At 44.4% G+C, this 22,414-nt stretch carries 18 protein-coding genes; 5 read left to right on the top strand and 13 right to left on the bottom strand.

Annotation, left to right across the window (positions count from 1 at the left end):
- Nucleotides 1–187: 187 nt before the first annotated feature.
- The 10 genes from MA_RS22880 to MA_RS22840 all read right to left on the bottom strand — a co-directional run bounded on the left by MA_RS22880 (nt 188) and on the right by MA_RS22840 (nt 11,146).
- Nucleotides 188–973 carry a helix-turn-helix transcriptional regulator gene (locus MA_RS22880; RefSeq protein WP_011024254.1) on the bottom strand — a complete coding sequence of 262 codons (786 nt, stop codon included), beginning with the start codon at nt 971–973 and terminating at the stop codon, nt 188–190.
- Nucleotides 974–1,132: 159 nt separating this feature from the next.
- Nucleotides 1,133–1,300, bottom strand: coding sequence for a hypothetical protein (locus MA_RS27750; protein ID WP_157860396.1), 168 nt, complete (start codon nt 1,298–1,300; stop codon nt 1,133–1,135).
- Between the two features lie 49 nt (nt 1,301–1,349).
- Nucleotides 1,350–2,252: a class I SAM-dependent methyltransferase gene (locus MA_RS22875; protein ID WP_157860395.1), complete on the bottom strand. Its 903-nt coding sequence runs from the start codon at nt 2,250–2,252 to the stop codon at nt 1,350–1,352.
- A gap of 172 nt (nt 2,253–2,424) precedes the next feature.
- The gene (locus tag MA_RS22870) at nt 2,425–2,937 is read right to left on the bottom strand and encodes an NADH-quinone oxidoreductase subunit B family protein (RefSeq protein WP_011024252.1); all 513 of its coding nucleotides are present in this window, start codon (nt 2,935–2,937) and stop codon (nt 2,425–2,427) included.
- Nucleotides 2,938–2,983: 46 nt separating this feature from the next.
- Nucleotides 2,984–4,621 carry an NADH-quinone oxidoreductase subunit C gene (locus tag MA_RS22865; protein WP_011024251.1) on the bottom strand — a complete coding sequence of 546 codons (1,638 nt, stop codon included), beginning with the start codon at nt 4,619–4,621 and terminating at the stop codon, nt 2,984–2,986.
- Nucleotides 4,622–4,633: 12 nt separating this feature from the next.
- Nucleotides 4,634–6,184 carry a proton-conducting transporter membrane subunit gene (locus tag MA_RS22860; protein WP_011024250.1) on the bottom strand — a complete coding sequence of 517 codons (1,551 nt, stop codon included), beginning with the start codon at nt 6,182–6,184 and terminating at the stop codon, nt 4,634–4,636.
- Nucleotides 6,181–6,867 (bottom strand): hypothetical protein, encoded by a 687-nt coding sequence (locus tag MA_RS22855; RefSeq protein WP_011024249.1) that lies wholly within the window; start codon nt 6,865–6,867, stop codon nt 6,181–6,183. The genes MA_RS22860 and MA_RS22855 overlap by 4 nt, the downstream gene beginning before the upstream one ends.
- Nucleotides 6,864–7,805 (bottom strand): respiratory chain complex I subunit 1 family protein, encoded by a 942-nt coding sequence (locus MA_RS22850; RefSeq protein WP_011024248.1) that lies wholly within the window; start codon nt 7,803–7,805, stop codon nt 6,864–6,866. The genes MA_RS22855 and MA_RS22850 overlap by 4 nt, the downstream gene beginning before the upstream one ends.
- On the bottom strand, nt 7,802–9,748 hold the full coding sequence (locus tag MA_RS22845) for a proton-conducting transporter membrane subunit (protein WP_011024247.1): 1,947 nt from the start codon (nt 9,746–9,748) through the stop codon (nt 7,802–7,804). Before MA_RS22845 ends, MA_RS22850 begins: the two co-directional genes overlap by 4 nt.
- Before the next feature lie 726 nt (nt 9,749–10,474).
- Nucleotides 10,475–11,146 (bottom strand): dihydrofolate reductase family protein, encoded by a 672-nt coding sequence (locus tag MA_RS22840; RefSeq protein ID WP_011024246.1) that lies wholly within the window; start codon nt 11,144–11,146, stop codon nt 10,475–10,477.
- Nucleotides 11,147–11,260: 114 nt separating this feature from the next.
- On the opposite strand from MA_RS22840, the gene MA_RS22835 reads away from it, so the two are divergent.
- Nucleotides 11,261–12,172 carry an ABC transporter ATP-binding protein gene (locus MA_RS22835; RefSeq protein WP_011024245.1) on the top strand — a complete coding sequence of 304 codons (912 nt, stop codon included), beginning with the start codon at nt 11,261–11,263 and terminating at the stop codon, nt 12,170–12,172.
- Nucleotides 12,165–13,418, top strand: a complete 1,254-nt coding sequence (locus MA_RS22830; RefSeq protein WP_226990698.1) for an ABC transporter permease — start codon at nt 12,165–12,167, stop codon at nt 13,416–13,418. The genes MA_RS22835 and MA_RS22830 overlap by 8 nt, the downstream gene beginning before the upstream one ends.
- 676 nt (nt 13,419–14,094) lie before the next feature.
- Here the strand turns inward: MA_RS22830 and MA_RS22825 are convergent.
- The 3 genes from MA_RS22825 to MA_RS22815 all read right to left on the bottom strand — a co-directional run bounded on the left by MA_RS22825 (nt 14,095) and on the right by MA_RS22815 (nt 18,608).
- Nucleotides 14,095–14,739, bottom strand: coding sequence for a cobalamin B12-binding domain-containing protein (locus MA_RS22825; RefSeq protein ID WP_011024243.1), 645 nt, complete (start codon nt 14,737–14,739; stop codon nt 14,095–14,097).
- Complete coding sequence (locus tag MA_RS22820) at nt 14,736–16,673, bottom strand: NosD domain-containing protein (RefSeq protein WP_011024242.1); 1,938 nt, start codon at nt 16,671–16,673, stop codon at nt 14,736–14,738. The genes MA_RS22825 and MA_RS22820 overlap by 4 nt, the downstream gene beginning before the upstream one ends.
- A 363-nt stretch (nt 16,674–17,036) precedes the next feature.
- Complete coding sequence (locus MA_RS22815) at nt 17,037–18,608, bottom strand: PAS domain-containing protein (RefSeq protein ID WP_011024241.1); 1,572 nt, start codon at nt 18,606–18,608, stop codon at nt 17,037–17,039.
- 497 nt (nt 18,609–19,105) lie between these two features.
- Here MA_RS22815 and MA_RS22810 point away from each other — a divergent pair, with 497 nt between their 5' ends.
- The 3 genes from MA_RS22810 to MA_RS22800 are packed head-to-tail and all read left to right on the top strand — an operon-like array spanning nt 19,106 to nt 22,221.
- Nucleotides 19,106–20,323, top strand: a complete 1,218-nt coding sequence (locus MA_RS22810) for a COG1470 family protein (protein WP_048065972.1) — start codon at nt 19,106–19,108, stop codon at nt 20,321–20,323.
- A gap of 2 nt (nt 20,324–20,325) precedes the next feature.
- On the top strand, nt 20,326–21,228 hold the full coding sequence (locus tag MA_RS22805) for an ABC transporter ATP-binding protein (protein WP_011024239.1): 903 nt from the start codon (nt 20,326–20,328) through the stop codon (nt 21,226–21,228).
- The gene (locus tag MA_RS22800; protein ID WP_011024238.1) at nt 21,229–22,221 is read left to right on the top strand and encodes an ABC transporter permease; all 993 of its coding nucleotides are present in this window, start codon (nt 21,229–21,231) and stop codon (nt 22,219–22,221) included.
- Nucleotides 22,222–22,414: the final 193 nt, after the last annotated feature.

Raw genomic sequence — 22,414 nt, 5'->3', positions numbered from 1 at the left:
AAAAATTAGGGAAAGTAAACCAACATTGGAAAATTATTGCGGTCGGAAAGACATTTTTCTATTTCGAGTTGAGTATCCCCCATTCCCGTTTTCATCCAGATTCGATTTCGTCTATCCGGCTAAAGTCTTATGTTTTAAACAGATGCCGCCTCTGTCTTAAACATGTGCTTGCACTACCTGTGGAAAATTATATTTTGTCCAGCCGCCTGGACATATCTTTATAATATAAAAAGAGCTCTTCGCACCATTTTAGTGCGCTTTCATCGAAGCTCATCAAGCGCTGATGGTCAAACTTTCCTTTTTTATCAAAGAGTACAAGAGAGCAGAAGCGTTCCGTTACGACGTCTTTAAGCGTCACATTTTTGTCGCAGATATATACTTCCGTGTTCTTTGATTCCACAAGCATTTTCAGGTCTTCAAAATAATCATTTTTCATTCTGTCAAAGACCGGTTTTGTCAGGATAAGGGACATTTCCGCTTCTTTTCGTACTATCTCGGCATAGAGTTCAATATGGAGGGGATTGAAGTATGAAAGGAACATTTTTATATGTTTTGACTCAAGAAGGTTCTTTCTAAAGTCCTCGGGAACCTCAAAAAGCCGGTTAAGGTCGGCTTCAAGCATGAAGTAATTCCCTAGTTCGTCAATCCGGTTAAGAAGGTGCTCGGGAATTGCACTAAAGTCGTGGTTAATCCAGTAATCGTAGTTTTCCTCAAAGACCCTGACCGTGTCCAGCAGAGGCTCCATCTTCTCGACAACTATTTCTCCCATGTCCGAGAGCTTGTAGGCACTTTTTTCATCCTGAACGATCAGACGCCCTTCCTTTAACTTCTTTATCTGGGGCATAATCGAAGTCGAGTTTACGTTAAGGGCCGTTTTTATTTCGTCGCCTGTCTTGGGCCCTTCTTCCAGAAGGAGCAACAAATCCTTCCTTTTTTCAGATAGAAACGCCAGGTCAATAAGTGATATTTTCATTTCATTCCATCTCCCCTTGAAGCTTCTTCAGTATGCCGGAGAATTTCTCCTTCATTTTTCTGGAAGCAACCTTATTGGCAAAAGTCCTTTTTTTCTCCCAGGAGATAACCGTGAGGGGGACTTAATGCAACACTCATGCGCTACTTTTCAGTTGATACCTTATATTTTTTTCCAAAAATCCCTCCCATTCTTAAAGTTAAACTCCTTTTTTCTTTCTGCCTCTTTTTTCCTCTGTCTATTTTTTCCTCCCTTTTTCCCTTTTTTCTTTCCTTTTTTCCTTTTTTTCCTTTTTATCTGTCTTTTTTTACTTACTATCCTTCTTTTCACTCCTCACCTTCCCTTTTTTCTTTTCTGCCTGCCTGTTTCATATTTTTCTCTATTCCTTTATTCCGGTAGCGAGGACGTAACCTGCATATTTTGAGGTTGACTTTTTTCGGAGCAGGATTTTTTTACCTTCTCCCAGCCTTTTGAACCGGTAACGGATCTTTCTGCTGAACAGGGAGTACTTTCCTATTTTCAACATCAGCTCTGCAAAGTGGAAGGTAAAGTTCCAGATTCCTTCCATTCCCTCTATAAACGTTTTTATTTCTCCGAGACTCGGGGAAGGTCTGAACTTTCGGACATTTATTTCTTTCAGTCCCACTTCTTCAAGTCCTTTTTTCCATTCTTCTGGTGTGGGAAGGGAAAAGGGAAGCCCTGTAATTTCCCTGAATACTTCTTCTGCGTGAGCGATTTCTTCAGCGGTTTTCGGGGGAATCTTCTCCTCTTTATACATTTCGTTGATTCCTATATAGCCTCCCGGTTTCAGGACCCGTGAGAATTCTTTGAAGGCCTTTTTCCTGTCCAGGAACTGGGAAACAGACTCAGTTACCACTGCGTCAAATGTCCCGGCTTCAAAGGGCAGGGCATAGGCGTCTCCCACCCTGAATTTTGCCTTATCCGAAACTCTCTGCCTTCTGGCTCTTTCTTTTGCTTCCTCGATTGAAACTTCCGCAATATCAATTCCCACAACCTCACAGCCTATTTTTCGGGCAAGGTAGCAGGCAGAAAAACCGGTCCCACAGCCTACCATCAGGACTTTTTTATTTGAGTCGATCCGGCATAACTCAGCAAGTTTTCCGGTGGATACGAGACCGCCTGTATGGTAGTAGGGCACTCCCAGGTAACTCATAAAATCGTAATAGCCGAGAGCTTCGGCTTCTTTAACTGAAAGCCACTTTTTGGTGGCAGCTACTTCCTTTCCTGTTTGTGCATCTTGATTTCCCGAACTTTCAGACATGCTTTTTCCATCCGAGCCTACGCTGTTCTGGGAGTTTTTCTTCATAGGAAGGAATCAAAAGTAAGTTTAAACGCTAAAGTGAAGTTTCGATAATAAAAATAATAATTCTCAACATTAAAAAAGAAGTCTCCTCTGCTCGAAGCAGAAGGAGTTCCACAATTATTGGATACTTTTATTTAGAGGCTTTTTTTACAAGGGCTAAAATCCCTTTCAAAATCTCTTTCGGAGAGGGCGGGTTCCCGGGAATTTTCATATCCACGGGCAGGATTTTGTCAACCCCGCTGAGTACGGCATAAGAATCCTTATAAATCCCGCCGTCACAAGCGTCGTCTCCGACTGCTACCACAAACTTAGGGGAGGGCATGGCTTCATAGGTTTTTTTCACGGCTTCCGCCATGTTAAGGGTGACAGCTCCTGTTACTAGCAGGATGTCAGCATGCCTCGGGGAAGCCACAAAAGAGATCCCGAACCTCTCAACATCATAATGAGGGTTCCCGAGGTTTGAGATCTCAATCTCGGTGGAGTTGTCACTGCCTGAATCCAGTTCGCGGATGGCAAGGCTGTGCCCGAAAACTTTCGGGATCTCTTTTTTGATTTCTTCTCCAAGTGCTTCGAGTTCTTCATCCCGGAATTTAAAGGTCTCCGTAACTTTAGGGCGGAGAAAGAGGGAAAGAGGGTTTACCATAATCAGACCTCAATGTGTTTCTTTATTACTCTTTATTACTCCTGGTTCAAAGGTCGGTCCCAGCGTATGAAAGGTTAAGGCTCTTGTTTATCAGGGGGAAATCAGGAACAATGTTTCCGATTACTGCATGTTCTATAGCCTGCCAGTTGCAGTAAGATGCGGTCCTGACCTTATACCTGTCAATAAGCCCGTTTTTCAGGTAGACCCAGTGCAGGTTCTGTCCTCTCGCAGCTTCTACGAGGGCAAGTGAATATCCTGTGACTCCTGAGCTGCCGTTTTTCCCTGAGTTCTGCCCTATATTTTCAGCTTCCTCCCTGTTTTCAGCAAATACGGGTTCCTGCGGAAGGTTTTCTGTAAGTCGAAGGATCAGGTTCACTGATGCCCGGATCTCATCGGCTTTTATCTCAAAGCGTGAGAGCACATCCCCTCTTTTCCTGACTGAAGGTTCCGGGGCAAAGTCCCTGTAGGCTCCATAGGGCCTGTCAATCCGGGTGTCGGCAGGGCAGCCTGAAGCCCTGGCAAGGGGACCTGTAAGGTTAAGTGGGGAGACAAGTTCCTTTTTTATCACACCTGTCGTTGCAAACCTGTCGATAAGGGAAGATGAAGACATCGCTCTGTCATAAGCCGATTCAAATGCCCGCGAAAATTTCTCAAGGAAGGCTGGAAGCTCTTTCAAAGCCGAATCGGGAATATCTTTTTTCAGCCCTCCTAAAACGGTAATCCCGCGCAGGAATCTTGAGCCGGTCAGTTTTTCGTTCTGCCTGAATACCTCTTCCCTCAATATGGAGAAGGGGCTTGCAACAAGCGCGAAACCAACATCAACAGCCATTCCGGCAAGGTCTCCTAACAGGGAATAGATACGTTCGAGCTCAAGCATTATTGCTCGCAAGCGTTCAGCCCTTTCAGGCACGCTTATTCCGCAGGCCTGCTCCACTGCCATGCAGAACCCTGTTGCATTTGCCATGCTCTCATCCCCGCTCACGGCTTCGGCAAGAGCGACGCATTCCGAGGGGCTTTTTCCTTCAGCCAGTTTTTCTATGCCCCTGTGCTTGTAAAAAAGCCGGATTTCAAGGCTGAATATGGGCTCTCCTATCACGCTGAATCTGAAATGCCCGGGTTCGATTATTCCGGCATGCACGGGCCCGACAGGGATCTGGTACACACCTTCGCCTTTAACCTGTCTGAATTTGTATTCCTTGCTAGGAGTTTCAACCGGATGAACCGGCCCGTTTTTGAAAGCCTTTTGCAGGGGATGGAAACCTTCGTGATAGCACTCGTGCAGGAAAAGTCTTCTATTATCAAGGGCTCCGGCGAAGTCCAGCCCGAATCCGTCCCTTATTTCCCGCTCAAACCAGGAGGCTGAAGGGAAAATTCCTGCAACCGAGCTGACTCTTTTTTCTTTTCCCGGCTCCCGGACAAGTACAAGGACAGAGGCTTTTCCTGCCTGTTTGAAAGCATAAAAGAGAGTAAAACCGTCAGTATTTTCAAAAACTTCCGCACAGAAGAGGCCTATTAGGCTGAACTTCCTTTCCGCAAGTGCAGGGGTTATATCTTCAAACCCTGCTTCCGAAATTTTCAGGTATATTTCGTTTTCCCGGGCACTGAGCAGTTCGGGCTCTTCTTCCGCAATGCCCGAAATCGTTGAAAGCAATTCCTTTGTATCCTCATTCATTTTGACATCCATATCTACCGCTCCTTACACATACCCGAGTTCAAGAATTATCGCATCAAGCAGGTTCTTAAGCGCGTCCGGGAAATAGAAGCCGAGGACAAGGGCCAGAGCCAGCATGAAAACCACCGGGACCCTCATCCCTTCCCTCACCATATACCTGGTTGGAAGCCTTCTTTCCTCATTTCCTGCTTTTCCTGCGGAGCTTTCCTTTACGGCTCCTCCTTTTCCTTCAGGAGCCCCTGTTGTGTGGCTGTGCTCTTCTTTTCTATTTTCTCCCTCGATAGTCACCTTTGAGAAAGCTTTCAGGAGGAAGTTTGCAAAGGAAGCGGCTGCAAGGATGAGCATCAGCAGCACCGCAAGGGTCAGGTAGGGCGAAATCTCCGCGCTTTCCAGCAGGATGAAGAATTTTGCCGGAAAGAGGGGGAAAGGCGGCATTCCTATGATTGCAATGCTCCCGAGGATAAGGCCCCAGGCAGCTCTTGGCTGGAGTTTAAAGACGTCTTTCATGTCTTCGCGCATGTTGCTCCTGTACTGCCTGTGCAGGATGCCTGCGGAAAACAGGAGAGTTTCCTTTACTAGGACATGGACGAGCATGTAAAACAAAGTCCAGAAAAGGGCAAGAGGCGTCCCTATCCCTATCCCTATGAGGAGCAGACCCATGTGCTCAACGCTTGAAAAGGCTATCAGTCGCTTTAAGTTCCTCTGCTGGAACATGCTGAAGGACGCAAGTGCAATTGAGAAAACCCCGGCTGCTATCAGGATCAAAGATGCCTGGGAGGCAGCACCGTTTTCCTTGAGCAGGGCGTATATCCTTATTATGCCGTAGATCCCCAGGTTCTGCATCAGCCCTGAGAGAATTGCACTAACCGATGGAGCTCTTGCATAGGCGTCCGGGAGCCAGGTGTGGAAAGGAGCCACTCCTGCTTTTGCCCCGAAGCCTATGAACATGAAGCTAAAGCTTGCAAGGAGGAGGGCAGGTGAAAACTCCGAGGCATGGACTGCCAGCTCCGTCCAGTCAAGGGTACCTTCCCCTAGGGCCTGTTCCGAGAGGGTGAAGAGGAAAATCAGCCCGAGGAAAGCAAAGAGCATGGATCCGGAGACTATGAAGACGTACTTTAAGGCGGCATCGATATTCTCCCTCGCAGAAAGGATTGCAACAAGCATGGCAGCGCAGACCGTTGTGAGTTCTGCAAAGATCCAGAATAGCGCCAGATTGTCCGAAAAGAGCGCAACAGTGGCTGTAATGAGCAGGAGGTTGAAGGCAAGGTAGAAGGTCTTCAGATTTTTGGGGTCAAGCTCTCCGGCTTCCATAAGGCTGTCTGTATATCCTCTGGCATAGAAGGCCGCTGCGGAAAAGCCCAGGGCTGTTATTAGTTCCACGTAAATGTTGAGGTGGTCAAGATAGAGGGTTTCTCCGAGCCTTCCGGGCAGGTCAAAGATAAGCAGGGCAACGCAGCTCATGGCAAGGTGCAGGAGGCCGTTTCCTGCGGCAAGAGCATTCATTAACCTGTGGGACTTCGGAATCAGGCCGAGTGTCAGGAACAGTCCCATTACCAGGAGATAATACCGAATCACTGGGACTCAACTCCTGTCCAGACCTGCAGTTTCCGGAATTTCTGCCGGTACTCCTCAATGCTCGAATCCATCCCCACAGCCAGAATCGTGGTCAGCATGACCAGGATGATAAGGTCGATTATGATCAGGACTTCGATGATAAAGGGAAGTTCGGTAACAAAGAGGCCGAACATCAGGACTCCGTTTTCCATGCTGAGGTAGCCAAGTGCTTTTGTGACGACCTTTTTTCTGCTGAACATCACAAGCATGCCCATCAGGGTCAGGGAAAGCCCGATAACAGCCCCGAAGAAGAAGAGTTTCGAGAGGGGCAGGTCTTCGAAGACCTTTGAAAGGAAGGTATAGGAGAGGAGGATAATCCCTATGCTCAGAAGGAGGGAGGTCGTTGGCTCCAGATATGCAAAGTGGAGGTCTCTTCCGATTTTGATTTTTTCTTCTATCCTGGAGATAAAGTAAGGGATCAGGATTACTTTGCTTGCCAGGGTCAGGCCTGCCAGCAGCAGAAGCTCCCCTTTCCCGTCTATCAGGTAGAGGAGGAAGGATACAGCAGCCAGCAGGAAAGACTGGACGGTATAAGTTGTAAGGACCGAACTCAGGTTGCGGGTTGAGATGATCAGCCCTGCACTGATAAGGACAAAGACGAAAAGGATCTTTATTATGCCTTCAAGGAAGAGCGGGTCAATCATGCAAACACCTCGATAAGGATGGTAAGGGCTGAAAAGAAAAATGCCATCACATAAAATGCAGGAAGCCTGAAGAGCCTCATCTTTGCAACGGATGATTCAAAGAGCCCGATTATTACTGCAAGCAGCCCTGCCTTCAGGAGGAAGAGAAGGGCTGAAACCGCAATTTTTCCGGCATCGATTTCCGTGCTGAGCCCTACCGGAAGGATCGTGTTGATCAATATCCCCATCAACAGGAACTGTTTAAGGGCATGGGCAAGTTCCAGCAGGGCAAGGTTCTTTCCTGTCTGTTCGAGGATCATTGCTTCATTAATCATGGTAAGTTCAAGGTGAGTCGCCGGGTTGTCCACAGGTAGCCTGCCGGTTTCCACTATAAGGATAATGAAAAGCGAGATTGAGACCAGGACAAGGGTCGGGCTTATGGGAAGGACCGTGCCTGCAGTAAGGGCAAACATCCGGTGCAGGTTAAGGCTTTTCAGCACAAAGGCAAGAGCTGCAAAAGAGACCACCATTGTCGGTTCGATTACGGCTGCAAGGCTCATCGACCTTGAACTGCCCATGCCTCCGAAAGCACTCCCGGCGTCAAGTCCTCCCAGGGCGGTAAAGAACCTTTCAAGCGCCAGGAGGTACAGGAAGACAATAATGTTTCCGAGCCCTCCTGCAGGTTCCGGGACAAAGATCAGGGGTACGAAGAGGGAACAGACGAGCAGGGTCGAAAGGTTGAGGTATGGGGTAAAGCGCATGACCCATGACGAAGTCGGAGAATAGACAGCTTCCTTTTGCATGAGTTTTTTTAAGTCGTAATAGACCTGAAAGAGCCTCGGGCCTTTTCTCCACTGGGCATATGCCTTTACCTTCCGGATCAGAGCCATGTACAGAGGAGCTGCCAGCAGGGCAAAAAGCGGATTTAAGAGGGCAAAGAGCAGGAACGAGGTGTTCATACAAAGCCTCCTGTTGCTATTGTCAATACAATGACTGCCAGAAAGGCGTAAAGGACGTAACTGTCAAGTTTTCCGTTCTGCAGTTTTGAAACGTATTTCGAAAAGCCCTCGATTGCCCGTGCAGGAGGGATGTAAAGGTATTCTTCAAAGAAGCGGACCAGGCGGATTTCCACATTCCCATTCTTAACGAGACTTTCCTGCCTGTCGAGGTACTCGGCTCTGTGCACGATCTTTGTCCTATAAACGCTTTTGAAGATCATCACAAGAGGCTCGGAAAAGCCTGCAGAACTGTATTCCATGTAAGGGGCAACGGTCGGAATTCCGCATCTCCAGGTCTCGCTGATCCTTGAAGGGTTCGTTTCTTTTGTACGGGTACGGATCAGCACGAAAAGGGCTGCATATATCAACCCGAGTAGAAATCCTAGCAAAAGCAGGTCCGGAAACTCAATCTTCCAGCCTGCAAGAGAAAGGAGCTGCTTTGAGAAAAGCCCTCCAAGTATGCAGAAGGCTGCCGGCACTGCGGGGCCTATCAGCATGGGTTTCCGGACTTCTTCTGCAAGGCGGCTCTTTTCCGAACGTGGCATGGCAAGGCAGGTGATCCCGAAAAGTTTTACGAAAAGGGCAGCTGCCAGCGCTCCGGTCAGAGCAAAGCTTGAGAGGGCAATTATTAGAAATACGGTAAGAAGGGGGTCGGTTACGGCAAAGGACTGGAAGAAAGCCTGGTAGAGCAGGAGCTCGCCGGCAAAACCGTTTGTTGGGGGCAGGGCTGCAATCGAGACCGAGCCTATCATGAAAAGGGCTGAGGTCGCAGGCATGCTTTTTACAAGTCCCCCGAGGGCTTCGATTTTCCGTGTGCCTGTGGCATGAACCACCGAGCCTGCACAGAGGAAAAGCAGGCTTTTGAAGAGGGCATGGTTAAAGGAGTGGAAACAGGCTCCTACAAGGCTTAACAGGGCAAGGGTTTCAAGTCCTTCAACCCCAAAGATGACATATAGCCCGATTCCCGTGAAAATGATCCCTATGTTTTCAATGCTGCTGTAGGCAAGGAGCCTTTTTATGTCGTTTTCTTTCAGGGCGTAAATTACCCCGAAGAGAGCTGAAAGGCTGCCTGCTGTAAGGATAAGCACTCCCCACCAGAGTTCAGGCGTGGAGATTGAGAGCAGGAAACGCAGGAAACCGTAGACTGCAACCTTCAGCATAACTCCGGACATCAGGGCCGAGACACTTGACGGCGCTGCAGGGTGGGCATAGGGCAGCCACTTGTGGAAAGGCACAAGTCCTGCCTTGACCCCAAAGCCGACAAAAAGGGAGAGGAAGGGAAGAGTCAGCTCACCTGCAGCGTATTCAAGCGGTCCGAACTCCGTAGAGCCTGTAAGCCTGAAGAGGCTTATGAAGCCCAGGAAGAGAAAAGCTGTGCTGATATTTGTCATCACGAAGTAGAAAAAGCCGGCTTTTTTGTTCTCCTCCGAGGAATAGTTATGCAGCACCAGTAGGAGCGAGGAAAGGGACATTATTTCCCAGAAAATCAGGAAGCCTACCATATTGCCTGCAAGTACGACCATCAGCATGGCAAGGATAAAGAGATTTGTCAGGGCTGCCTGCAGGTTTTTCCCGTCCTCGCTTTTTGCGTGTTCTACATATTCGACCGAATATATTGAAACTCCGGGCACGACTGCTGCAATTAAGAGGATAAACCCGGCTGAAAGCCGGTCTGCAGCCAGGGTGAAGTCCAGGCCCGGCAGGAATCCGATGGCCGGAAATACGGGCTCTTTCCCTGTATAAAGGACCGTACCTGCAAAAACCAGGAGCAGGATTGATGAGATAAGAGAAAGGCCAAAAGCAGTCTTTCTTGTGTTTTTACTGCGGTACAGGAGAGGAAGGACAGTTCCGGATACAAGAGCGGCAATTGCGCCGTACACTAAGGTTTCGAGCAATATATTCACTCCTCAAACCGTAATCCGGCAGCTAAAAAAAGCTGAAAACAGTTTTTCAGTCCGGGTAGAGAGTTCTGGCTTTCCAGCCCCTCTTTCGCTTAAAACGAGACTTTCGAAACTGTCCTCTGTGTAGATGATAGGGTTAATTCTATAATTCGTATTGATCGTATTGACATTCCACCGTAAATTTAATCCTGGGGTTGCTTCCCCGGGAATGCTTCTGCCTAATACTCCCTAATATTATATAGGTTTACATTATAAAGTTTATTGTACAGATTGATAATTATTAATCGTGATATATATTTTATCTGGAAAAAATCGACAAAACTCTGAAAAAGAGATGGTAACTTATTTCGGAGTAATGGAAGGGTTTATTTCTTCATTTTTGAAGAAAATCTCTCTTATTTCTCCGATTTATAAAAATATCCTCGAAATACTCTAAATTATAATGGTTTAATATTAATATTATGGTTACTTTTGGAAGGGCTGTTTTAAGGTTTTCTACTTTGTCAGAAATTTAAGTTAAACTCAAAAAATTTCTAAGGTATCGTTAGTTCCTGGTGAGTTCCTCTCCTGTCCTTGCAGGTTGAGCACTTACACATGCCAGTACCTGGATGTCCAACTACTTACTTATTTCCATTCCTAGAGTTGAATACTTACACGTGCCGGTGCTTTCCCTTCCTGAAACATATCCGTAGATCCGGGAAGATTTATCTTTTGTTTCCCTGCTGCGGTTTAAGCCTTTAAAACCCTGTACACCAGATGCACGTACTTCTTTTCCACAATTTCATTTCTTATGAGTTCGAGTTGAATCCCAGCTTTCTCAACGCCTCTGAAAAGGTTTGTCCCGTTTTTCCCCACGATTTCCGGAGTCAGGACCAGGCTTATTTCCTCAACAATCCCCTGTTCGAGCAGAATGCTATTCAGGATTCCCCCACTATCCGAGACTACAAGTTTAAACCCATATTTTTCATTTGCAATTTCAAGGGCTTGCCTGACATCCACGCGTTCGGCTCCTGCCTGGATAAAGTCGTAGTTCCTTTCCTTCAGGTAGTTGAGGTAAGGCTCAGGAGTCTTTTCCGAGACAAGGACGATCACATCTTTACAATACTCAGAACGCCTGAAAACGTGCATCATCCCTTCAAGAATTCCCCGGGAATCCGCGATCATCCAGTATGCCCTAGTGTCTTCAGGCAGAATTTCGGGTTTTTTGAAGTCCGCTTCCTCTTCCGGAGGGATTTTTTCGCAAAAAAATTGTGTGCCCGTCTTTGCGGTGTTTGAGCCGACTATCATGGCATCGGGCTCGTAACTGCCCAGGATTCCATAATGAACATCAAGGTTTGCCGAAAAGCCGATAGTTGAGCCGTCAAGACTTATGGTGTTGTGTATAACCAGTTTAGGTAGCATATTGTCACCTATTCCCCAAAATTAAAATCAGCTATTTACTCAAATTAGAGTCGCTTATTAACTTAACTCCAACATTCAATAAAGTTATTCTATATTGGAATATATTTAATCTGGATGCATGCTCTGGAATTTGAAGGCATATCAAAGTCTTTCGCAGAAAAAAATGTTATAAGAGATATCTCTTTTTCAGTCGAGCAGGGCGAGATCTTCGGACTGCTTGGCCCGAACGGGGCAGGAAAAACCACCCTTATAAGGTTGCTTCTTGACATTATAAAACCGGATTCGGGAGAAATTCGGATCTTTGGGGGTTCTCTGAGCGCTGCTGCAAAAGACAGGATCGGCTACCTCCCTGAAGAAAGAGGGCTGTACAGGAAAACAAAGCTTCTTGATACGCTTGTCTACCTCGCCCGGCTTAAAAACGTCCCCCTGAAAGAGGCTCAGACAAAAGCAGAGGCTCTCCTGAAGTCCCTTGACCTGTATGAACACAGGGGGAAAAAGGTAGAAGAGCTTTCAAAAGGGATGCAGCAAAAAATTCAGTTCCTTTCTGCTGTCGTTCACGAACCCGAACTTATCATCCTTGACGAACCTTTTTCAGGGCTCGACCCCGTGAGCACGAAGGCCGTTAAAGACAAAATTCTCGAGTACAGAAACGAAGGAAAGACCGTAATCCTCTCCACACACATGATGGAACAGGCGCAGAAGCTCTGTGACAGGATCCTTATGCTAAATAAAGGCGAGAGGGTGCTTTACGGCACCGTTGCAGGGATCCGAAAAGAACACGGAAAAAACTCTCTGCTTGTGGAGTTTGCCGAAAAAAGGAGTTTGAGCATTCTTCACGAAATTCCGGGCATCAGAAAAATTACCTGGCGTGAAGGGGCAGTTGAGATCTTACCTGAAGAAAGCACAAATGCACAGGCAATTCTGCAGGAACTTGTACGGAGAGCCGAAATCCTGCGTTTTGAGCAGGCACTTCCTTCCCTGAACGAAATTTTTATTGAGACTGTGGAGAGTGTTTCTGGTGAGTAAATTTTCCGGAAAAACCTTTATCGTTGCCAGGCACGAGTTCCTGAAAACCATAAGGCGTAAAGAGTTTCTCTTCATGACCTTTGCTTTTCCTCTTCTCCTTGCCGGGATTGCTATTATTCCCTCTCTGCTTGCCAGTACCACCTCTGCAGAAGACCAGAGGGTAGGCTACATTGACATGACCGGTTCCTTCGACTTTCCGGAATCTTTTACCAGTGAAGGTTTTTCTGTAGGACCGCTGGGGGCAAAGCCCTCAACTATAGAGTTTGTAGAGTATGAAGGGAGTGCCGAAGCCGGGGAAGCCCTGCAGTCAGGACAGATTTCTTCTTACATTATAGTACCTGCAGATTTCCTTGAGACCGGTGTGATAGAACTTTATGCTTCCGAAAAGGAAATGTCGGTCCCTGGGACTGAACTCTCGGCTGAACTTTCTAATATAGCGATCAATTCTATTCTGGAAGACCAGGTGAACGAGACCGTACTCCAGAGGGTCAAAGACCCGATTAACCTGAAACTCTATAATGTAGGGGATAACGGTGAGTCTTCCGAGAAGGGCCTGGCTGAGATACTGACCAGCTTCGGGCTGCCTTTTCTTATGGCTTTTCTCCTCTTTTTCAGCATATTTTCGGCATCAGGATATCTCCTCCGCGGAGTTGCCGAAGAAAAGGAAAACAGGATTATGGAAGTCCTTCTTTCTTCCGTAACCCCTTCCGAACTTCTTACCGGCAAGGTCGTGGGGCTCGGGGCAGTCGGTCTCCTGCAGATTGTTGTGTGGCTCTCAGTAATCTTTCTGGGCGGCGGCTACGCCCTGCCTGTGGATATCGAGCCGATGCTCCTTTTTATTGCTCTTATCTATTTCCTTCTCGGCTTTCTCTTCTTTGCCAGTATGATGGCAGGAATCGGGGCAGTAACCGGTTCCCTTCAAGAAAGCCAGCAGGTAGCAGGAATCTTCACGTTTGTAGCCGTATTTCCCCTCATATTCATGCAGTTGATCCTTACAAACCCTGACAGTCCGGTCGCAGTTTTTCTTTCCCTCTTTCCTTTCACTTCTCCTGCGTCCATGCTTGCCAGGATGGGGACTTCGGAAGTGCCTATCTATCAGATACTCCTCAGCTTTTTCATCCTCTTTGTCTCAATTCATGGGGTTCTCTTACTTTCCACCCGGCTTTTCAGGACCTATCTGCTCATGTATGGGAAAAGACCCGGGATTAAGGAAATCTGGAAGAATATCCGGGAAGCCGGCAGGTGAGGGATAGTTAAAAAACGATTCTATGACGTGTTAATTTTGGACAAACCAGAACCCCCGTTTAAGATAAAAGAGGTCTACTCGTTTAATAAAAAGCATTCATTCTCTGTTAATATGGGAACTGGTTTAATATATTTAAATTCCATCGTTATGATTTTATAATATTAATTTTATAGTATTAATTGGTTCATGAGGGGATAAGCTATAAGATGGAGCAAATTCAGGACAGTCTGAAAACTGATCCCGAAATCTACTTCATTGATGTGTAAGCTGCAAGATGAAGCAAATTCAGGACGGCTTGAAAACCGATCCAGAAACCTTACTTCATTGACGTGTAAGCTGCAAAGGTGGGGTAAATTCAGGACAGTCTGAATACTGATCCCGAAACCTACTTCATTGATGCGCAAGCTGCAAGATGAAGCAAATTCAGGACGGCTTGAAAACCGATCCAGAAACCTACTTCATTGATGCGGGCCAAACCTTGTGAACCACCTGACTACCTTTCTACTCTGTAATGTTGCTCAAACTACTGTTTTAAGCTACTGTTTTTTCATCTTTTACCGCTTTTTCTCAGCTTTTCGTTCCTGCTGTGAATTTCTGTCATTTCAGAGGCTGACTTCTTGCGTAATAGCTGCATTCTCAAATTTTTCTTTTACCTCTGTTGATGGGTGTACCAAATTTATCCGTGGCAGCTCCCGCAACTGGTACTTTCATTAGCCGAAATATGGGTTTCGGGAATACTGCCGTTTAAAAGAGCCGATTTTGCCTTGAAAACAGCGTCTTCCGGGCCTACAGCATAGATGTCAGCTCCTATCTGGTCAGCCCAGGTCTGGGTGACCAGCGATCCTCCCACGCCTGTTATCACCTTATTCCGGATTCCTGCGGCTTTAAGCTGTTCCTCAATCTGGATTTGCTGGATCATGGTGGTACTCATGGAAGCGGAACTGAATACAAAATCAGCTTCCTTTTCTTTCGCGGTCGTGGCAAAGGTTTCAGCTGAAATTCCAGAACCAAGGTTAATTACTTCAAAACCTTCTTCCTCAAACGCAGCCGCAATACTGTCTTTTCCATAAGTGTGAGAATCTCCTGCAACTGTGGCGATTATGACAGTTCCCACACTTTCATTACTCACGTTTTCATTACCCACACTTACATTACTCACGCTTTCATTACTCACGCTTTCATTTTCCAAACTTTCGTTTTCCTGCCCCCATGAATCCCCGGCTGATACCGGAAAAACTAATTGAGAAACGATCATGCTCAGGACTAACAGAACCAGTAAATTCAAAATATTTGCACGCATATTTTTCTCTCCTTTCTTCATTCACTCTTTCTCCAGGCTGATTTGCTCTTACCACAGTTTTTCCCGCCTTCAGTTTCGGTTTTTTCTTCAGGTTCCTTGAATATGAGGGGGAGATAGTCATATGCCGTTTCCGTTATGTTGTACGGAAGATCCGCAATCAGATCTCCATCTTCATCTGAGGCTGTTTCTGAAAAACCGTCCCCTTCCGGAGAAGCCCATAAATTTCCCCCCAGGTAAGGCCCACCTGCAATATTCACACCAGTGGTTTTTGAGGTGTTCCAGGTGTTAGTTCCGTAGTCTTCGGCGTTCTGAGTGTTATTCAGGTAGTTGTTGTAGATGATATTGTAGTCCGAACTCGTCCCGTCGGTCCAGTTCAGGTTAAGAGATATGCCTACATCGTTTCCTGAAATTCTATTTCCTGAGATTGTATTGTTGCCGCAGCCTTCCGTGTATAATCCGTAAGAGCTGGCTGTGATTGTGTTGTTGTTCAAAATATTTTCTTCACAGGCTCCGTAGAGATAGATTCCTTCATAGGCTTCCGAAAGGATATTCCCTTCAAGAGTATTATTGCAACTTGTATCCCCGAGGTCTATGCAGCACCAGCTGTTTGAAGTAATTATATTTTCTTTCAGGAGATTGTCTACGCTGGTATCACAGAGCCAGATCCCTGCCATATTGTCCAAGGCGTTGTTTTCTTCCACAAGGCAGTTTCTGCAACTGCTTAAGATGAAGGCGTCTCCTTCGTTAGAATTAACAGCATTGCCCCTGAGAGCTGTCAGAGCACAGTTCCCGAGGTAAATCCCATGTTCGCAATTTGAGATGCAGTTTCCTTCAATCCTTGAATTTTGAGTATTGTACAGGTAAATCCCAAAGCTGTTGTTTTCAAGGGCCAGGTCTTTAAGGGTGATGTTTTCACAATTAATGCAGTAGACAACACCTGCGTTGGAATCGGAATCAAGGGTCCGGTCTGAAACCCCCACGAGATAGTATATCGGTTTTCCGTCTACGGTATTGCTTGTATCAATGGTATTGTTCATTTCCCCCGTGTAATGATAGGTGTAAGCCCCGAAATTCCTGCTGTTGCAGGACATTTTATTTTTTCGAAGTATGTTGGAGTTTGAGTCGAGATAGATTCCCCACTGGTTTGAATTTGCTTTGTTTCCTCTCAGGGTACTTCCGTTCGAGCTCCCGAGGTATATCCCGTACATCTTGTTTGAGTTTGCGGTGTTCTTTTCAAGCAGGCTTCCTCCCGAGTCTACGAGGTATATCCCGTAAAAGTTGTTTGATGTTTTCGAAGAAAGCACACAGCAGCCGGAAGAATTTTCCATGTAAATTCCAACCGCTCCTCCGGATGCACGGTTCTTTTGAAGGGTATTATTTTCGGATGCATTCAGGTAAAAACCATAATGTCGGTTACGGGTCGCCCTGTTATTTTTTATTAAATTCTGTTCCGAATGCTCAAGCCAGATTCCGTCATCACTGTCAGATAAGCGGTTGTTTTCCAGAGAGTTCGTGTGCGAATCTCTAAGCATTATGCTTCTCCAGTTTCCCGAAAAATAGTTATTGTAAATATTGTTTCCCGAAACCCCTTCAAGGTATATTCCGTATGAGGAATTTGCTCCTTTCAAAGAAAATCCGCCGATATTTACGGAATCGGAGGTTATGTGTAACACAGGGAGTTCGGGGTCCGGAGCAGTGATTACGGTTTTTTTAGGATTCGAGCTTTCGGAGACGATCTCCAGAGATTTATTTACAAGTACATTTTCGCTGTATCTCCCCTCTCCTACAAGGATCAGGTCTCCATCGGAAGCGGCATTTACAGCTTCCTGAAGGCTCCCGTATGATTCTGTCCCTCCTCCTACCTTTACATGAAAAGTAGCTGCGGAGGCGGAACCTGATAGAAAGATAAGCAGTATGAAAACAGTGGTTAATATAAGTATTCTCTTCCCGTTCAATAGTTATCATCTTCCTCTTGTAAGTAAACCCCCAGGTTCGGTCTTTGCTCATGAGGTCTAAAAAAGGCTGGAGAAGGCTTTTTTTGGTAAACCCTGAGGTTTGGGCAAACTCCAAAAGCTGCCCTAATGGGCAAATATTTAGAATCTGTCGGGTAACCAGTTCAGAAGGACCCGCGTCCAGTTTACCTAAAACCGAGCCTTAAATGGGGTTTCGATCTGTTGCAAAAAAAAGAGTTTTAATTCTACTATTTAGCCCTGATTATCTGGGTAATAATTGTTTCCTTTTACTGCTAATTGGGACTTACAGAGTAAGAACCGAAACTCTGTAGTCCATTTCCTCTGCAGTCCATTTTCGTGAAATTTTTATGACAGATCTGCCTGGATACAGACAGGAGCGATATGGGATACCACCTGGAGGGCAATGCTTTCAAGGAAGTTGCGGATACTCCAGGGGATCTTATCAAGGGTATGGGAGGCAAAATTAAGGCTGCCTATGATTTCGTTGCTATATTTTAGAGGAATTACCGCAACTGCTTTAATCCCTTCTTTGTTTACTGCTTCGGCCATGTTTTCGGAGTAAAAATCCATCGAGTAGATAGGCTTTTCAGCCCAAACCTGTTTTGCTTCGTTTGAGTCTGCCTTATATTTTGAGACCTTTTCTTTGAATTCAGGGGGAATTCCCCGGGCTTCAACAAGATTTATCTGGTCCAGAAGTTCGTCCTTAATGTACACGCCTCCAGCATCTATCCCGTCTATCTGCAGGCAGGCGTCAAGTACCAGGTTAAGAATAGCATGGAGGTTCCAGGTAGTATTAAGGTTCGTTGACAGTTCCCGCTGGATTTCGAGCATTTTCTGGGCTTCTTTTCGCTCGGTGATATCTACAACAAGGCCCTGGAGATGAGTTGCTCTGCCTTCTTCGTCCCTCTGGATAAAGGTTTTTTCATCCACCCAGAGCATTTTTCCGTCTCCTGTGAAGATCCTGTACTCAATACCGAAAGAATCCTGCCCTTCTGAGATGTTGCGTTTGAGGGTTTCAACAACCTTCCCAATGTCATCCCTGTGGATGATGCTTCCGTAAAGGATCTTTCCTGATGTGAAATCTTCTACTGTGTAGCCTAACTGGGTCACATTTTCCGAAACATATTCGGCAGGCAGGTTTTCTTTGTTTTCCCATAGAAAAGCTACTGCTTGGCTGTTGTTGATTATAGTTCTCAGCAGCCTCTGCATTTCAAAAGATTTCCTGAGAGCTTCTTCGTTTTCTTTCCTTTCAGTTACATCCAGGACAAGCCCCTGTAAGTAGGTTACTTCTCCTTCTTCGCTTCGCTGGATAAATGTCCTTTCGTTGACCCAGCGAAGGTCTCCGGCTTTTGTGAATATCCTGTACTCCGCATTGAAGTCAACTTCACCTCTCCGGATGCGCTTTTCAAGTGTTTCTTCAACTTTTTTCAGGTCATCGGGGTGGATGATATCTCCGTAAAGGACCCTGCCCGAAATAAAGTCCTCAACCGTATACCCAAAATGGACAACGTTTTCGGAAACAAACTCCGACGGCCACTTCTCCTCGTTTCTCCACAGGAAAACCACTGCAGGGCTATTGTTTACAACGGTCTTGATTATTTCCTGCATTTTTAAGATCGATAACAGATCCACGATTCCTATCGCTGCAACAACCTTTCCATCCTTTGAGAGGATAGGGCAAACTACCACGTTCCTGCCGAGGTATGTGCCACCCTTAGGGACACCATGCACAGTCTTTCCGGTCTTGAGCACCTCTTCAAGTACGGGTCCCGTATATTCCCTATCAATTATTTCCCCTTTTTCCAGGCGAAGTCCCTTTTTATTGAGGCTGCGGATGGTGGTCGGAAGCCCTACAAGGGAATGTACTGCAATTGCGATTGCCTCAAGTTCCTCAGGTCCTGCATCTTCAGATATCACAGAAGTAATTCTTTAACCCCCAGAAAGATTCTGACATTTCCTAAAATTAAAAAGGTGGAAAGCGTTTCAGCAAGAAAAAATTAAGAACTGAATTCCTTTTTCCGCTTTATTTTTTCCTTATTTCAGTACCTTTTTAATGGTTATATAATTACTCTTGGTTTCTATAATTGAAATTTTCTTTGAATTTTCAGATTTCCAGTCGCCAAGAAACTGCTTTTCTCTGGTTTTTGTTCCTGCTATAAATCAAAGTTACTCTATTGGCCCTGCAATAATTTTATTTCTCTGCCGGCTTTTGGGTTATGGCTTAAAAATTTGAATATGCTGGTTTTCAGGTGAGCAATTCTCCGTAAAACCAGTTCTATTTTTTGAAAATAATTCTGCAGTTAAATGCTGTATCAACGAGTTTCACGTTTCTGCAACTGGTTTCAGGTTAAATCAAAATACTGTTTCAACCTAGATATTGCCGAACTTAAAAAATGGGTCATGGATATTATAACATGAGATGTAAAATTTTGAAAATACAAAATAAAGTAACTGCATTGTTATCTTTACTTTTATTTATTTCCGTGCTTGTTACGTTTACCTTTTTAGCTACTGCTAAATCAATTGAAATTATAAACATTAATGAATTTAATACAGGTGAATTTAATGACAATGAGTGGCTTGAAGAAAACATCAACTTATCTGCAAATGAAAAAATAGAACTGGGAAGTTATGCTATAAGCTATAGCCGTAACTTCCAGGAAAACGGAACCGGTTTTATTGAACTGGTAACATTTGATAAAAAAGTCGGTTTTGAAAGTTCAGAAAAGTTTTACCAACTAAGATCCTTTAGCGGGTCTAAAGAAATTAGAGAACTTAAAGATAAGATCATTTTTTTAAATTCGTCAATTGCCATCAGTGTCAATGATACAGGGCTTGGGAAACTCAAACTAAAAGTCTGGTCAAAAAAGGATCTTTTTTCAGAAATTAATATGTCAACAACTGCCCCTGAATTTCTACTTATATCTCAGAGCGAGACTGTTAATATTCCTTTAAAAATCAACAACAATGGCTGTATAGGTGAGACAGTTTGCCTGGAAGCAAGCGAATCTGAGTTTTATACGCATAAGTTTACTTACGGAGATTATCGAATTAATAAAATAAAATTGAATCCAAAAGAAACAAAAGATGTTAATATTGAGCTAAGAATCGATAAAGATTGCACTCCGGGAGAATATAATTTTTCTGTAAATGCTTCCGGCAGGTCATCAGCTGTTTTAATTTTCCCTTTCATTGTGGAAGAGAATTCCAGCAAATCCATTGAAAAGCTTGCTATCCAGTTATCTAAAATCTATGTTTCAGGCAAGAGCGGATCTGAAATTGTCATACCTGTAAGGATCTTCAATTCCGGTGATGTGGACCTGAAGGATATCGGACTTGATATCAAATCCCCAATGGATAGCTGGGAAATCCATGTTTCAGAGAAAAAAATCGATCTCATAAAGTCAAAAGAATATGAGACCGTAGACCTGACAATCCGTATACCCTCCGAAACCGAAAACGGGGATTATTTTGTGGATCTAAAAGGAGTGGCTGATAATGTAGAGACTGAAGAAACGAAGTTAAGAGTTAACGTAAAATCGCAATCAAATTCAGCCTGGATTGGAATAATAATCATTGTTTTAGTAATCGCAGGTTTGTTTTTCGTATTCAAAAAGTATGGGAGAAGATAAACATGGAGAAAGTTCTTGAGATCGACAATCTCACCAAGAGATATGGGGACCTGACGGCGGTGGACAACGTATCACTTGATATTTACGAAGGTGACCTGATCGGGCTTTTAGGCCATAACGGGGCAGGTAAAACAACGCTTCTTGTAATGCTTGCAGGGCTGACTATGCAGACCTCGGGAAGTATAAAAATTTGTGGTAAGGATATTGAAAAAAATATGATGGATTTAAAAAAGAATATAAGTTTTCTTCCGGACAACACTGTTTATTATGAAAATTTAACCGCAAAACAAAACCTCGAATATTTTTCTGAGCTTGCGGATGCCGATAAATCCAAAGTGCCGGAACTTCTTGAACTTGTCGGTATGGGCAAATGGGCAGATAAGAAGGTTGGTGAATTCTCCAAAGGAATGATACAAAGAATAGGTTTTGCACAGGCTCTTGTTAAAGACCCCAAAGTAATCTTTCTTGACGAGCCTACATCAGGGCTCGACCCCAAAGCCCGAATAGAGATGAACATGCTTTTAAAAAGCTTAAACGACAGGGGAATTGCAATAGTAATCTCTTCTCATGTTTTGTCCGAGATTAAAGGTATCTGCTCGAAAATTGCTATTATGAAGCAGGGGAAATTAGCAGCATATGACACATTTGAGAACCTTTGCAAGCAAGAAAAAAGTAATTGCATACTCCTTGAGACTAAAAACGTTGAAAAAACAGCATCAATTCTCAAATCAAGAAAAGAGATCTCATTTTTTCAACAGGGTAGTGTGTTTAAAATCACGTCTGATACAGACATCAGGGAATCTCTTGATTCTATGATGAATGAAAATAATGTTCCTGTTCTGACTCTTGAGTATGAGAAGGAAGATCTGTACGATATTTTTGAGAAATATTACCAGGTGGCTTAAATGGTAAATAATAAAATCGCTGTAATTGCAAAAAAGGAGTTTTTTGATAGTTTAAAGAGTAAAACATTCCTGATTATATTCGGAATATTTTTGGTGCTGATGCTGGTATCTTCTATTACGGGCATCAATAATTATGACAAACAACTTGACAGGTATCAAAAACTTCAGGCTGACACTCAGGGTCTCGAAGAAAACGATGTTTTCACTTATTTCCCCGAACCTAAGCTGACAGCAGTAGTATTTCGGGAAATGGTGTCAAATATAGGGATAATAGGGGCAATAATGGCGATAATCCTCGGATATAATACAGTTTCAGGAGAAAAAGAAAGAGGTAACTTGAAATTACTTTTGTCCTATCCTCTGTACCGGGAAGATGTTATTAACGGTAAATTTCTTGGGAAGATTGGGGTATTAGTATTAACACTTGCCATCACATCCATACTTTTAATCGCCTGCGCACTAATTATGGGAGTGACCTTAACCGGATCTGACTTTGTTGCTGTAATCTTATTTATGATAATATCAATGCTCTATCTCATTACTTTTTTAGGAATAAGCATATTCTTCTCAACTGTTTCTGAAAACGGAACAAACTCTATACTTTACTCATTCATGTTCTGGGTCTTAAGTACAATGATAATAACTTCCTTTGCAGGCATAGTTTCAGATGCAATGGTTCCAATAGACGATGCGGTGTTTTACGGTAACACAGTTACTTCCGATTCTTTCACCGTTGTAGTTAGCGAAGAAGAAAGCTCATTTGCTAAATATCAAAAAAAATGGAAGATCCAAAATACGATAGAATCTTTCCTATCACCGACTCAAAATTATGAACAGATTTCCAGCGCCATTTTAGGAGACGATCCCCAGGGTGAAACCGATATGTTCGAAATTCTATCGGGCAAGATAAGCAATATTATCTCAATGCTTGTGTGGGCGATAGTTTCGCTTGTAGCAACATATCTGTTTTTCATGAGACAGGATATCAGATGAGTTTAATACAAAAATGAATGGCACTGCAGGCTCTGGAACTATTCAAACTTTGCAGAATTATTATATCTTTTAAGGAGGTGATTAATGGCGAAATATACACAGGTATTTTTTTGATATTTCTTATCGGGCAGATATATATTTTTAACTGATGTATATAATTATAAGAGTTGAGCTTGTTTATAAACCGTTACGA

The organism is Methanosarcina acetivorans C2A (assembly GCF_000007345.1).
Lineage (GTDB): Archaea > Halobacteriota > Methanosarcinia > Methanosarcinales > Methanosarcinaceae > Methanosarcina > Methanosarcina acetivorans.
Note: the sequence above shows the minus strand (reverse complement) of the source record. Positions and strands in the feature narration are given on the sequence as shown.

Bases quoted from the DNA above. Each gene is read 5' to 3' on its own strand.
- MA_RS22880 (WP_011024254.1), bottom strand. From the start codon at position 973: ATGAAAATATCACTTATTGACCTGGCGTTTCTATCTGAAAAAAGGAAG.
- MA_RS22875 (WP_157860395.1), bottom strand. From the start codon at position 2,252: ATGTCTGAAAGTTCGGGAAATCAAGATGCACAAACAGGAAAGGAAGTA.
- MA_RS22870 (WP_011024252.1), bottom strand. From the start codon at position 2,937: ATGGTAAACCCTCTTTCCCTCTTTCTCCGCCCTAAAGTTACGGAGACC.
- MA_RS22865 (WP_011024251.1), bottom strand. From the start codon at position 4,621: ATGGATGTCAAAATGAATGAGGATACAAAGGAATTGCTTTCAACGATT.
- MA_RS22855 (WP_011024249.1), bottom strand. From the start codon at position 6,867: ATGATTGACCCGCTCTTCCTTGAAGGCATAATAAAGATCCTTTTCGTC.
- MA_RS22850 (WP_011024248.1), bottom strand. From the start codon at position 7,805: ATGAACACCTCGTTCCTGCTCTTTGCCCTCTTAAATCCGCTTTTTGCC.
- MA_RS22840 (WP_011024246.1), bottom strand. From the start codon at position 11,146: ATGCTACCTAAACTGGTTATACACAACACCATAAGTCTTGACGGCTCA.
- MA_RS22835 (WP_011024245.1), top strand. From the start codon at position 11,261: ATGCATGCTCTGGAATTTGAAGGCATATCAAAGTCTTTCGCAGAAAAA.
- MA_RS22825 (WP_011024243.1), bottom strand. From the start codon at position 14,739: ATGAAGAAAGGAGAGAAAAATATGCGTGCAAATATTTTGAATTTACTG.
- MA_RS22810 (WP_048065972.1), top strand. From the start codon at position 19,106: ATGAGATGTAAAATTTTGAAAATACAAAATAAAGTAACTGCATTGTTA.
- MA_RS22805 (WP_011024239.1), top strand. From the start codon at position 20,326: ATGGAGAAAGTTCTTGAGATCGACAATCTCACCAAGAGATATGGGGAC.
- MA_RS22800 (WP_011024238.1), top strand. From the start codon at position 21,229: ATGGTAAATAATAAAATCGCTGTAATTGCAAAAAAGGAGTTTTTTGAT.